We start from the raw sequence: 12,102 nt of genomic DNA on the forward strand, positions 1-12,102 counted from the left end.
AACGCGGGTTCGACGACGAGGCTTTCGACCTCGAACCCATCAGCATCCGGACGCGCGGCATGAAGATCGACGGCAAGCCCTACCGCACCATCTTGCCCGCCGGCGACGGGGCCTCCGTCGCGGTCATCGACCAGACCCGCCTGCCCTTCGCCTTCGAATTGAGGACCCTCGCGAGCCTCGACGACGCGGCGGTGGCGATCCGCACCATGGTGGTGCGCGGGGCGCCGCTGATCGGCGTCACGGCGGCCTACGGCCTCGCCCTCGGCCTGCGCGCGGATGCCTCCGAGGCCGGGCTCGACCGGGCCGTGGCGACGCTGGCGGCCACGCGCCCCACCGCGATCAACCTGCGCTGGGCCCTCGACCGGGTGGCCGCCAAGCTCCGCACGGTGCCGGAGGCCGAGCGGGCCGCCTTCGCCTACGCGGAGGCCGGCCGGATCGCCGAGGAGGATGTGGAAAGCTGCCACGCCATCGGCGTGCACGGTGCCCGAATCCTGAGCGACCTGCACCGCGCCAAGGGCCGGCCGATCAACGTGCTGACCCATTGCAACGCCGGCTGGCTCGCCACAGTGGATTGGGGCACGGCGCTGGCGCCGATCTACGTCGCGCACGATGCCGGCGTGCCGGTCCACGTCTTCGTGGACGAGACGCGGCCCCGCAACCAGGGCGCGGCCCTGACCGCCTTCGAACTCAACGCCCACGGCGTGCCCCACACCGTGATCGCCGACAATGCCGGCGGCCACCTCATGCAGCACGGCGCCATCGACGTCTGCATCGTCGGCTCGGACCGCACCACGGCCTCGGGCGACGTCTGCAACAAGATCGGCACCTACCTGAAGGCGCTGGCGGCCTCCGACAACCGGGTGCCGTTCTACGCCGCCCTGCCCTTCTCGACGATCGACTGGTCGCTGGACGACGGCGTCGCCGAGATCCCGATCGAGGAGCGCGACGGCCGCGAGGTGACCCACCTCACCGGCCGCCTCGCCGACGGAGGCTTTGCCACGATCGAGGTCGTCTCGCCGGGAAGCCCGGTGGCGAACCCGGCCTTCGACGTGACCCCGGCCCGGCTCGTCACCGGCATCATCACCGAGCGGGGCGTCGCCAGCGCCGATGTGGAGGGCCTGCTGTCGCTCTACCCGGAGCGGCGCAAGGCCGCGTGAGGCTCAGGCTTCGCGTGCCCACTGCCAGAACACCGAGCCGGTAAAGCGGAAAACCGTCTCGCCGCGCTGGTTCACGCCGACATTTTCGTGCGTGGCGAGGCCCCAGCCGGGGCGCGAGGCGGCGGCGCGCTTGTCCACCAGGGTGCAGGTGTAGCGCAGCGTGTCGCCCGCGTAGACGGGGGCGAGCCAGCCCATGTCGCGAAAACCCGGCGAGGGGCCGAGCTGCGGCACCGGGCCGGTCCGCGCCGTAAAGGCGATGTCGCGCTCACGGGTGATGTGCAGGCGCTTCATCCAGGCGGCGGCGGTGTGCCAGCCGGAGGCGCAGAGGCCGCCGAAATGCGTCCGCCGGGCGGCCTCGGGATCAAGGTGGAAAGCCTGCGGGTCGTAGGTCCGCGCGAAGGCCGTGATCGCCTCCGGGGTGAAGTGATGCCGGCCGAGATCCCGCGCGGTGCCGAGCGGCGCCGATTCGAGGAAGTGCAGCGCCTCGGCGTCGTCCGGCTCCACCAGAACTTCGGGCTCCGCCAGGGTGACGGCGCGCGGCGGCAGGGGTTCGGTCCCGCGCCGGGGAAACATCACGCTGAAATCCTGGGTCATTACCCGCTCGCCCGCTCCGTTCAGCACCGTCATGGCGAAGATGACGAAGCCTCGATCCGGCTTGGTGTTCGAGGCCCGGCAGCTTTCGACCTTCACCGCGATGCGCAGGGCGTCTCCGGGCAGGACGGGGCGCAACCAGCGCAGTTCGGTGATGCCGGGTGAGCCCATCGAGGTGGCACCTCGAAAGACATGTTCCTGGAGGAGCCGCATGCCGAAGCCGGCGGTCTGCCAGCCGGAGCCGATCAACTGGCCGACGAAGGTCGCCTTGGCGGCCTCGGCGTCGAGATGGAACGGCTGCGGATCGAATTCGGCTGCGAAGGCCACGATCTCCGCTTCCGTGACCGTCAGCGGACCTCCCTCGATCACCGAGCCAGGCGTGAAGTCCTCGAACGCGATGCCGGTCATACGGGTCCTTTTTGCAGGGAAATCAGCGGCGAGCGCGGCGTGAAACCGGTGCCACGGAGGGCACCGGTTTCACGCCGGGTCTTTCGGGTCAGTTGGCGAAGCGGAAATGCAGCACGTCGCCGTCCTGCACGACGTACTCCTTGCCCTCGAGGCGGAACTTGCCGGCTTCCTTGGCGCCGGCCTCGCCCTTCAGGGTGGTGTAATCGGCGAACGCGATGGTCTCGGCGCGGATGAAGCCCTTCTCGAAATCCGTGTGGATCACCCCGGCCGCGGCGGGTGCCCGCGTGCCCTTCTCGATGGTCCAGGCGCGCGCCTCCTTCGGACCGACCGTGAAGTAGGTGATAAGTCCGAGAAGTTCGTAGCCGGCCCGGATGACCCGGTTCAGGCCCGGCTCGACCAGGCCCACCGCCTCCAGGAAATCGCCCTGGTCGGCCACCGGCATCACGGCGATCTCGCTCTCGATCTTGGCCGAGACCACCACCGCCTTGGCGCCTTCCGCCTTGGCCCGGGCCATCACCGCGTCCGAGTAGGCATTGCCCTTGTCGGCATCACCCTCGTCGACGTTGCAGACGTAGAGGACGGGTTTGGCCGTCATCAGGCCGAGGCTCTGGAAGAGCTTCTCCTCCTCGGCCTTGCGCTGCACGAGGCGGGCGGGCTTGCCCTCGCGCAGGAGCGGCAGCGCACGGTTCACGAGGTCGAGGATTTCCTTGGCCTCCTTATCGGCGCCCTTGGCCTTCTTCTCCAGGGCGATCACGCGCTTTTCCAGGCTATCGAGGTCGGCCAGCATCAGCTCGGTCTCGATGGTCTCGATGTCGGCGGCCGGGTCGACCTTGCCCTCGACATGGGTCACGTCGCCGTCGGTGAAGCAGCGCACCACGTGGGCGATGGCATCCACCTCGCGGATGTTGGCGAGGAACTGGTTGCCGAGGCCCTCACCTTTCGAGGCGCCGCGCACGAGGCCCGCGATGTCCACGAAGGTGAGCCGGGTCGGGATGATCTCCTTCGAGGTGGCGATCCTAGCCAGATCGTCGAGGCGCGGATCCGGCACCGCCACCTCGCCGACGTTCGGCTCGATGGTGCAGAATGGATAGTTCGCCGCCTGGGCGGCCGCCGTCTGCGTCAGCGCGTTGAAGAGGGTCGACTTGCCGACGTTCGGCAGGCCGACGATGCCGCATTTGAAGCCCATGGGTCACCTGTCCGTTCGCGGGTCCGCTGAAGGTCTGCCCGCGTGAAATCCGATGTCACCGCCGCGGTCAATCGCGGGCGTTGACCTGCTTGACGTCGTCCCAGCCCCGCCCCGCCATGGCGAGATGGACCTTGTTCTGGAAGCTCGCATCCTCGCCCGCCGCCAGCAGCGGCGCGTGGTCGGCCACCGCCCGGCAGAGGTCGTCGACCCAGGCCTCTTCGCCCTTGCCGAAATCATTCAGCACGTAGGCGTGGACAAGGGCCTTGTCGCCCGGATGCCCGATGCCGAGGCGGACGCGGCGGTAGTCGTTGCCGCACTGGGCCGTGATCGAGCGCAGGCCGTTGTGGCCGGCATTGCCGCCCCCCGCCTTCACCCGCAGCTTGGCGGGGGCGAGGTCGAGTTCGTCGTGCAGCACGATCACGTCCGCCAGCGCGATCTTGTAGAAACGCTGCGCCTCCTGAACGGCGCGACCCGACTCGTTCATGAAGGTCTGCGGCTTCAGGAGGATCGCCCGCTCGGGCCCGAGGGCCACCTCGGCGATCTCGCCCTGGAACTTGCGTCGCCACGGCCCGGCGCGATGCACGCGCGCGATCTCATCGAGGGCCAGAAAGCCGATGTTGTGGCGGTTCCGGGCGTAGCGGGGGCCGGGATTGCCCAGGCCGACGATCAGGCGCATGGCGCGAATCGATCCTGACGGGACTTCACAGCGGGGATGCGCGAGCAGCCCCCAAAACGGAGATGCCCCGGCCGGGTGGCCAGGGCATCAGCAGAGATGGCGTGAGACAGGGCTTGCGCCCCGGTCTCAATCCTCCTTCTTCTCGTCCTCGGCAGCCTCTTCGGCAGCCTCTTCCTCGGCCTTCTCCTCGGCAGCCTCGGCGGACTGCGCCTCGGCGATCGCCGCCTCCTCGGCCTCGACCTCGGCGCCGAGCACGGTCGGCGGCACGATGTTGGCGACGGTGGCGTCGGGCTCACCCGTGAAGGTGGCGCCGGCGGGAAGCTTCACATCGGTGATGTGGATGGCATCGCCGATCTCGCGACCGGTGAGGTCGATCTCGATGGCGTCCGGGATTGCGTCGGGCGCGACCTCGAGGGCCAGCGTGTGCGAGACGACGTTGAGCGTGCCGCCCTTCTGCTTGATGCCGGGGGCCGCGTCCTCGTTCAGGAAGTGCACCGGCACTTCGACCGTGACCGACTGGCCGGCGACGACGCGAAGGAAGTCGACGTGGATCGGAACGCCCGTCACCGGATCGAGGTGGAAGTCGCGCGGGATCGCGCGGGTCTTCTTGCCGCCGGCATTGATCTCGAACAGGGTGGTCTTGAAGCCACCGGCGTAGATCAGCGTGCGGATGCGGATGAGGTCGACCGCGATGGATTGCGGGGCCTGGCCGCCTCCGTAGATGACGGCGGGAACGTGACCCTGGCGACGAACGGCCCGGGCGGCCCCCTTGCCGACCCGGTCGCGTGCCACGGCCTCAAGCGTCTTGACTGCGCTCATGGCGTGATCCTTTGAAAGATGAACATTCCGGGAAAATGCGAAAGGCCGCCCGAAGCGGACGGCCAGACCTCGATCCTCGAAGCCCCGATCCCGAAAGCGCCCGTGCCTCCAAGGGTGTCTGGCGGGCGCTGGCGCGGCCTATACCGCCAAGTGCCCGCGAGCGCAACCGATTCGCCGCGAAGTCATCCGGCACGGTCGTCGGGCAGGCCCGTGCTCGGTGCGCCAGCGGACCCGCAGGAACTGATACGCAGGAGCCTTCGTGTCGATTGCGAGCGCGGTTCTTAGAACTTCCGAAACCCTCCCGGCGGGTCGCGGGCGCCGCGCGACCTGAACCTGAGGGGTTGCCGACGTTTCGTTCACCGTCGCCGGCCTAAGGCTCGAAGCCTCGCAGGCAGGTGGGATCGATGACCCGACCAATCTTCTGGGCGCTCGGTGTGACCGGGGTGGCGGCGCTCTGGGCCGTGGGCCTCGTGGACCGATTCGATCGGGCCCCGCCTGCGGCCGTGGCCAAGCCTGCACCGGAGGAACGCCCCACCCGGGTCGCCTTCCAGCCCAACACCGAGACCCTGTTCGCCGACCGACAGGGCCACTTCGCCACCGACGCGGTGATCGACGGGCGCCGTATCCGCATGCTGGTGGATACGGGGGCGACCACTTGCGCCTTCACCTACGAGGATGCCGAGGCCAGCGGGCTGCGGGTCAGCGAGAGCGAGTTCCGGATGCCGGTGCAGACGGCTAACGGCACGGTCTACGCCGCGCGCGTGCGGATTCCATCGATGCGGGTCGGCAATATCGTGGTCCATGGGGTCGACGGCATGGTGATGCCTCGGGGTCGCCTGTCGACGAGCCTCCTGGGCATGTCGTTCCTGAAGCGTCTGAACGAGTTCAGCATGAACGCCGGCCGTCTCACCCTGCGGGGCTGATCGCATCGCGACGCACGTCAGTGCAGCGCGACGGCCTCGGCCTTTAGCCGGTACAACGCCTCCAGGGCTTCGCGCGGCGTCAGCGCGTCGGGGTCGATCGCGTCAAGGGCGCGCCGTAGCGAATCGTCCGGCGCCTCGGGTGTCGGTTCCGGCATCGGCGGGGGGCTAAGATTTGCAAACAGCGGCAGGTCGTCGATGCGCGGCTTGCCCGGCCGGTCGCGCTCCGCCTTCTCGAGGTGCTTCAGGATCGCGCCCGCGCGGGCGATCACGCCCGCCGGCAGACCGGCGAGGCGCGCGACCTGGAGGCCGTAGGAGCGCTCGGCCACACCCGCCACCACCTCGTGCAGGAACACCACCTGCCCCTTGTGCTCGGTCACCCGCAAGGTGGCGTTGTCGAGGTGCGAGAGGCGCGCCCCAAGGGCGGTCAGTTCGTGGAAGTGGGTGGCGAAGAGCGCGCGGCAGCCGTTCTGCTCGTGCAGGTGCTCGAGGCAGGCCCAGGCGATCGAGAGACCGTCGAAGGTCGCGGTGCCGCGCCCGATCTCGTCGAGGATCACGAGGGAGCGCCGGGTCGCCTGGTTCAGGATCGCGGCGGTCTCCACCATCTCGACCATGAAGGTGGATTGTCCGCGCGCGAGGTCGTCGGCGGCGCCGACCCGAGAGAACAGGCGGTCGACGAGGCCGAGGCGGGCGCGGGCGGCCGGCACGAAGGCGCCGATCTGCGCCAGCACGGCGATCAGCGCGTTCTGGCGCAGGAAGGTCGACTTGCCGCCCATGTTCGGACCCGTGATTAGACGGATGCGCCCGCGGGCCTCGCCCGAGAGGTCGCAATCGTTGGCGATGAAGGGCGCCCCCGATTGCCGGAGGGCAGCTTCCACCACCGGGTGGCGCCCGCCCTCGACCACGAAAGCGAACCCCTCCTCGACCACGGGCCGGCGCCAGTCGCGCTCGACGGCGAGTTCGGCGTGCGAGGCGGCCACGTCGAAAGCCGCGAGGGCCTCGGCCACCTCCGCGATGGCCGGGGCCTGACCCAGGATGCGCGCGGCGAGCGCGTCGAACACCGCCGCTTCGAGGGCCAGCGCCCGGTCCGAGGCCCCGGAGATCCGGCTCTCGAGCTGGCCGAGTTCGACGCTGGTGAAGCGCATCGCATCGACCATGGTCTGGCGATGGATGAAGGTCTCGCGCATCACGCCCTTCAGGCAGGCCTCGCCGACCCCCTGCGGCACCTCGATGTAGTAGCCCAGCATGTTGTTGTGCTTGATCCGCAGGGTGCGGCAGCCGGTCTCCTCGGCATAGCGCGCCTGCAGGGCGGCGATGACCTTGCGGGAATCCTGGCCGAGGAGCCGGCTCTCGTCGATCTCGGCCTGGTAGCCGGCCCGGACGAAACCGCCGTCCTGGCGCTTCAGGGGGAGGTCGTCGGCGAGCGCCGCGCGCAGTTCGCCGACGAGCCCGGCATCGACGGTGGCGAGGCGCGTCGCGAGGGCCGCGAGGTCTTCCGGCAGGCCGTCGAGGGCGGCGCAATGCGCGGCGAGCGCCTGGGCGGCATCGAGGCCGTCGCGGAGCGCGGCGAGGTCGCGCGGGCCGCCGCGCCCGAGACCGAGGCGCGAGAGCGCACGCGCGAGGTCCGGCGCCCGGGCGAGGTTTTCGCGGATCGTCGCGCGGGCCGGACCGTTCTCGGCCAGGAATTCCACCGCCGCATGGCGATGCCGGATCGCCGCGAGATCGGTGAGCGGGCCGGCGAGGTGCTCGGCCAGAAGGCGCGCGCCGCTCGCCGAGACCGTCCGGTCGATGGCGTCGAGGAGGCTGCCCCGGCGCTCGCCGGACAGGGTGCGGGTCAATTCGAGGTTGGCGCGGGTGGAGGCATCGATGGCCAGCGTCGCCCCGGCCGATTCCCGCGTCGGCGGGGAGAGTGTCGGGCGCGCGCCGATCTGCGTGCGTTCGATGTAGAGGAGCGCGGCCCCGGCGGCGGCGAGTTCGGCCCGCCCGAACTGGCCGAAGCCCTCCAGGGTGGAGACGCCGAACTGTTCCTTCAGGCGCCGCTCGGCGGATGCCGGCTCGAGTTCGGCCTGCGGCAGCGGCGTCACCGGCGCCGGGATCTCGCGCCAGAGGCGCGCGAGGGCCGGGTCGGCGTGGATCGCCTCCGAGAGCACGATTTCACGGGGCTCATGGCGGGCGATGGCCGAGGCGAGCTCGGCCGCCGGGACCTCGCTGAGGGAGAAGCGGCCCGTGGAAATGTCGAGGGCCGCCAGCCCGTAGACGGACGCGGACTCGCCGGCCTTGCGCCGGCCGAGCGCCAGCAGCACGTTGGCGCGAGCCGGATCGAGCAGGCGGTCCTCCGTGATGGTGCCGGGCGTGACGAGGCGGACCACCTCGCGCCGGACCACGGATTTCGGACCGCGTTTCTTGGCCTCGGCGGGGTCCTCCGTCTGGGCGCAGACCGCGACGCGGTGGCCGAGCGCGATGAGGCGGCTGAGGTAATCGTCCGCCCGTTCCACGGGGACGCCGCACATCGGGATGTCGGCGCCGCCGTGCTTGCCGCGCTTCGTCAACACGATGCCGAGCGCCCGGGAGGCGATCTCTGCGTCCTCGAAGAACAACTCGTAGAAATCGCCCATCCGGTAGAAGAGCAGGCAGTCGGTGTTGGCGGCCTTGATCTCGATGTACTGCGCCATCATCGGCGTGGCGCCGGCCGTGTCGAGAATGGCCGCGCTGGTGGTGTAATCCGACGGTGCGGCACCGGTCTTCGGGACCGATCGGGCGGGGCGCTGTGACATGGAGCCAGCATAGCAGAGGCCGCCCCTCCGCATCAGCGCGGCGCACCGCTTCCCCTGGGGAGAAGCGTGGAGAACGAGGGCCGGCCCGCAAACGCAGAGAGGAGCCGGCGCGCCCCGCGCACCGGCTCCTCCCTTTACGTCCGCGACGGGCCGTCGGCTCAGTAGCGGGGACCGCCCGAGGTGTTGCCCTTCTGCTGCATGTAGCCCGGCTGCGACGGGTTGCGCGAATTCGGATCGCTCATCATGCGCGAGCGCGGCATGCGGTGCATGCGACGGTGATGGCGATGGTGGCGCATGCCGTGATGGTGGCGGCGATAGGCCACCTGATCGAGGGCGGCGTCACCGGCCACCGTGACGGCGGGAGCCGGCATCACGGGAGCGGCCGACGCAGCCGTCAGTCCGAAGGCGCCGAGCAGGGTGCTGGCGGCCAGTGCGATCGCTAACTTGTTCATGAGTTCATCTTCCGTCGAGCGCCTGACGCGCCGCGAGCCATCAAGTCCGGACAGGAGATTCCGTTCCCACGTTAAAGTGCTGAGACGACGTTTAATTTCGCCTGCGCGACGGATTTCAGAAATGTCGTAAACGTGGTCTGACCCCGCGCGACTTGCAGAACCGCTCCGATCGCGGCACCACCGGCGCCGATGGCCCCCTTCCCTTCCGCCGCCGACGCGCCCGACCTGCCGATCGAGACGGCGCTTCCCGCCCTGCGCCAAGCCCTCGCAGAGCGTTCTTCCGCCGTGCTGGTCGCGCCGCCCGGCGCCGGCAAGACCACGCGCGTGCCCCTGGCGCTCCTCGACGCGCCCTGGCTCGGGCCAACGGACCGGATCATCCTGCTGGAGCCCCGCCGCCTTGCTGCGCGGGGCGCGGCCGAGCGTATGGCGGCGACCCTCGGCGAACGCGTCGGCGACACGGTGGGCCTGCGGGTTCGCCTAGGCTCCAAGGTTTCGGGCCGGACTCGGATCGAGGTCGTCACCGAGGGCGTGTTCACCCGGATGATCCTGGACGACCCCGAACTGCGCGGCGTCGGGGCCGTGCTGTTCGACGAGTTCCACGAGCGCTCCCTCGACGCCGATCTCGGGCTAGCGCTCGCCCTCGACGCGCAAGGGGGCCTGCGCGAGGACCTGCGCATCCTCGTGATGTCGGCCACCCTCGACGGCGCCCGCGTCGCCGGCCTGCTGGGCGACGCCCCCGTCGTCGCCTCGGAGGGACGCGCTTACCCGGTCGAGACCCGGTACTGGGAGCGCGACCCCAACCGGCGCATCGAAGAGGTCATGGCCGATGCCATCCTGCGCGCCCTGCGGGCCGACCCGGGCTCGGTGCTCGCCTTCCTGCCGGGCCAGGGCGAGATCCGCCGGGTGGCGGGGCTGCTGGCCGACCGGGTCGACGCGGTCGTCGAGATCGCCCCCCTCTACGGCGCCCTCACGCCCGCGGAGCAGGATCGGGCGGTGGCACCGGCGCCTCCCGGTCGGCGCAAGGTGGTCCTCGCCACCAGCATCGCCGAGACCTCGCTGACCATCCAGGGCGTGCGGATCGTGGTCGATTCCGGCCTGTCGCGGGTGCCGGTCTACGAACCGGGCCTCGGCCTGACCCGCCTCGTCACCGCACGGGCCTCGCGTGCCTCCGTCGACCAGCGCCGAGGCCGCGCCGGCCGTACCGAGCCCGGCATCTGCCACCGGCTCTGGTCGGAGGCCGCCACCAGCGCCCTCGAACCCTTCACGCGCCCCGAAATCCTCGCGGCCGACCTCTCCGGGCTGCTCTTGGACGCCGCCGCCTGGGGGGTCGTCGATCCGACCGTCCTCGCCTTCCTCGACCCGCCGCCCGCGCCGGCCCTCACCGAGGCGCGCGCGATGCTGCGTGACCTCGGCGCGATCGAGACCGACGGCCGGCTCACCGAGACCGGCCGGGCGCTGCGGGCGCTGCCCCTGCCCCCACGCCTCGCGCGCATGGTCGTGGCGGCGGCCGGACAGGGCCAGGCCCGCGCGGCGGCCGACCTCGCCGCGGTGCTGGTCGAGCGCGGCCTCGGCGGCGACGAGACCGATGTCGGCCACCGGGTGGAGCGCTTCGCCCGCGACCGCGGCCAGCGCGCCACCGACATGCGCCGCCTCGCCCAGACCTGGGCCCGCCAGGCGGAGGGCTTCGCCCGCACGGTGCCGGCCCTTTCCGGAAGCGATCTCACCGAGGCCGGCCCCCTCCTGGCGCTCGCCTATCCGGACCGGATCGCGCGCGGGCGGGGCCGTGACGGCGAGTTCGTGATGGCCAATGGCCGGGCCGGACGGGTCGAGCCGGCCTCGGCCCTGGCGCGCGAACCCTTCCTGGTGGTCGCCGACATCATCGGCACCGCCGCGAACGCCCGCATCCTGGCCGCCGCGCCCATCACCCTGGAGGCTATCGAGGCGCTGTTCCCCGACCGGATCGAGGCCGCCACGCAGGTGACGTTCGACCGGGGTGCCCGTGCCCTTCGGGCCCGCTCCCTGCGCCGCCTCGGCGCGCTGACGCTCGGTGAGCGCACCCTGCCGGTGCCGGCGGACGAGGCCTCCGCGGCGATCCTGGCGCGCGGCATCGCCGAGATCGGCCTGCAGGCCCTGCCCTGGACACCGGCCCTGACCCAGTGGCGGGCGCGCCTCGCCTTCCTGCGCGCGGCCGATCCCGCGACATGGCCGGACCTCTCCGACGCGCACCTGACCGAGACCGTCACCGCGTGGCTGGCCCCGGAGATCGTCGGCCGGATCGGCCTCGATGCGATCGGCGCCGACGATCTCGGCCGTGCCCTCCAGGCGCAGCTGCCCTGGGACCTGCGGGCCCGCCTCGACGCGGAGGCACCGACCCACGTGGAGGTGCCGACAGGCTCGCGCATCCCCCTCGATTACGGGGCCGAGGGCGGCCCGGTCCTGGCGGTTCGGGTGCAGGAGCTATTCGGCCTGGAGCGGCATCCGAGCATCGCGGGCGGGCGGATCCCCCTGGTGCTGCACCTGCTCTCGCCCGCCTCGCGACCGATCCAGATCACCCGCGACCTGCCGGGCTTCTGGCGCGGGTCCTGGAGCGCCGTGCGCGCGGAGATGCGCGGGCGCTACCCGCGCCATCCCTGGCCCGAGGACCCCGTGGCCGAGCCGCCGACCCGCCGGGTCAAGCCGAGGGGCACGTGAGTCCGCGCACCGCCCTGGACCTCTTCGATCCGCGCGGACGCCTCTCGGCACCAGCCTATCGCCACCGGGTGATCCGTCTGCTGCTGGCCTTCTTCGGGCTCCTCTGCGCGGCGATCTGGCTCGCCGGGCTCGGCCTGCGCTGGCCCGCCCTCTTGGTCTTCGGGGCTCAAGTCCCCCTCGCCGGGGTTGCCCTCGTCCAGACGGCGCGGCGCCTGCACGACCGCGATCGCACGGGCTGGTGGCTCGCGCCCTACGGGGTGGTGGAGGCCCTCGGCGTCCTGCCCCTGGAACGCTGGGTCGACCGTCACCCGGGGGCGGTCATCGGCCTCGTGCTGGCGATGGTGGGATTTTCCGCGTGGTTCCTCATCGAGACCCTGCTCAGGTCGGGAACCCCCGGGCCAAATCGATTCGGCCCGATGCCGTAGCGC

The 12,102-nt window shown here is 71.2% G+C and carries 10 protein-coding genes; 4 read left to right on the forward strand and 6 right to left on the reverse strand.

Annotated features, from left to right (window positions below; all coding sequences use genetic code 11):
• The first annotated feature begins 59 nt into the window (after window positions 1-59).
• Window positions 60-1,157 (forward strand): S-methyl-5-thioribose-1-phosphate isomerase, encoded by a 1,098-nt coding sequence (mtnA, locus tag MFF30_RS12780; protein WP_238279802.1) that lies wholly within the window; start codon window positions 60-62, stop codon window positions 1,155-1,157.
• 3 nt (window positions 1,158-1,160) lie between these two features.
• Here the strand turns inward: mtnA and MFF30_RS12785 are convergent, their stop codons facing one another.
• The 4 genes from MFF30_RS12785 to MFF30_RS12800 form a co-directional block, all read right to left on the reverse strand.
• On the reverse strand, window positions 1,161-2,156 hold the full coding sequence (locus MFF30_RS12785; protein ID WP_238279803.1) for a MaoC family dehydratase: 996 nt from the start codon (window positions 2,154-2,156) through the stop codon (window positions 1,161-1,163).
• Window positions 2,157-2,244: 88 nt separating this feature from the next.
• The gene (gene ychF / locus MFF30_RS12790; protein WP_238279804.1) at window positions 2,245-3,342 is read right to left on the reverse strand and encodes a redox-regulated ATPase YchF; all 1,098 of its coding nucleotides are present in this window, start codon (window positions 3,340-3,342) and stop codon (window positions 2,245-2,247) included.
• Window positions 3,343-3,409: 67 nt separating this feature from the next.
• A complete protein-coding gene (pth, locus tag MFF30_RS12795; RefSeq protein ID WP_238279805.1) occupies window positions 3,410-4,018 on the reverse strand; it encodes an aminoacyl-tRNA hydrolase in 609 nt (202 codons plus the stop codon).
• A 126-nt stretch (window positions 4,019-4,144) separates the two neighbouring features.
• Window positions 4,145-4,837: a 50S ribosomal protein L25/general stress protein Ctc gene (locus MFF30_RS12800; protein WP_238279806.1), complete on the reverse strand. Its 693-nt coding sequence runs from the start codon at window positions 4,835-4,837 to the stop codon at window positions 4,145-4,147.
• 404 nt (window positions 4,838-5,241) lie between these two features.
• On the opposite strand from MFF30_RS12800, the gene MFF30_RS12805 reads away from it, so the two are divergent.
• Window positions 5,242-5,760, forward strand: coding sequence for a retropepsin-like aspartic protease family protein (locus MFF30_RS12805; RefSeq protein ID WP_238279807.1), 519 nt, complete (start codon window positions 5,242-5,244; stop codon window positions 5,758-5,760).
• A gap of 17 nt (window positions 5,761-5,777) precedes the next feature.
• Here MFF30_RS12805 and mutS read toward each other — a convergent pair whose 3' ends face one another.
• Together mutS and MFF30_RS12815 are read right to left on the reverse strand one after the other, a co-directional pair.
• On the reverse strand, window positions 5,778-8,531 hold the full coding sequence (gene mutS, locus MFF30_RS12810; RefSeq protein WP_373320896.1) for a DNA mismatch repair protein MutS: 2,754 nt from the start codon (window positions 8,529-8,531) through the stop codon (window positions 5,778-5,780).
• A gap of 158 nt (window positions 8,532-8,689) precedes the next feature.
• A complete protein-coding gene (locus MFF30_RS12815; protein WP_238279808.1) occupies window positions 8,690-8,983 on the reverse strand; it encodes a hypothetical protein in 294 nt (97 codons plus the stop codon).
• A gap of 189 nt (window positions 8,984-9,172) precedes the next feature.
• On the opposite strand from MFF30_RS12815, the gene hrpB reads away from it, so the two are divergent.
• Together hrpB and MFF30_RS12825 are read left to right on the forward strand one after the other, a co-directional pair.
• Entirely contained in the window at window positions 9,173-11,674 is a 2,502-nt protein-coding gene (gene hrpB, locus MFF30_RS12820) for an ATP-dependent helicase HrpB (protein WP_238279809.1), read from the forward strand.
• Window positions 11,671-12,099 carry a DUF805 domain-containing protein gene (locus MFF30_RS12825; protein WP_238279810.1) on the forward strand — a complete coding sequence of 143 codons (429 nt, stop codon included), beginning with the start codon at window positions 11,671-11,673 and terminating at the stop codon, window positions 12,097-12,099. The genes hrpB and MFF30_RS12825 overlap by 4 nt, the downstream gene beginning before the upstream one ends.
• The last annotated feature ends 3 nt before the right edge of the window (window positions 12,100-12,102 follow it).

The organism is Methylobacterium goesingense, assembly GCF_022179225.1.
Taxonomy (GTDB): domain Bacteria; phylum Pseudomonadota; class Alphaproteobacteria; order Rhizobiales; family Beijerinckiaceae; genus Methylobacterium; species Methylobacterium goesingense.

What these genes read in the sequence shown, in the direction of transcription:
- MFF30_RS12805 (WP_238279807.1), top strand. Translation starts at nt 5,242, where the DNA reads ATGACCCGACCAATCTTCTGGGCGCTCGGTGTGACCGGGGTGGCGGCG.
- MFF30_RS12785 (WP_238279803.1), bottom strand. Translation starts at nt 2,156, where the DNA reads ATGACCGGCATCGCGTTCGAGGACTTCACGCCTGGCTCGGTGATCGAG.
- hrpB (WP_238279809.1), top strand. Translation starts at nt 9,173, where the DNA reads ATGGCCCCCTTCCCTTCCGCCGCCGACGCGCCCGACCTGCCGATCGAG.
- ychF (WP_238279804.1), bottom strand. Translation starts at nt 3,342, where the DNA reads ATGGGCTTCAAATGCGGCATCGTCGGCCTGCCGAACGTCGGCAAGTCG.
- mutS (WP_373320896.1), bottom strand. Translation starts at nt 8,531, where the DNA reads ATGTCACAGCGCCCCGCCCGATCGGTCCCGAAGACCGGTGCCGCACCG.
- mtnA (WP_238279802.1), top strand. Translation starts at nt 60, where the DNA reads ATGAAGATCGACGGCAAGCCCTACCGCACCATCTTGCCCGCCGGCGAC.
- MFF30_RS12800 (WP_238279806.1), bottom strand. Translation starts at nt 4,837, where the DNA reads ATGAGCGCAGTCAAGACGCTTGAGGCCGTGGCACGCGACCGGGTCGGC.
- MFF30_RS12815 (WP_238279808.1), bottom strand. Translation starts at nt 8,983, where the DNA reads ATGAACAAGTTAGCGATCGCACTGGCCGCCAGCACCCTGCTCGGCGCC.
- pth (WP_238279805.1), bottom strand. Translation starts at nt 4,018, where the DNA reads ATGCGCCTGATCGTCGGCCTGGGCAATCCCGGCCCCCGCTACGCCCGG.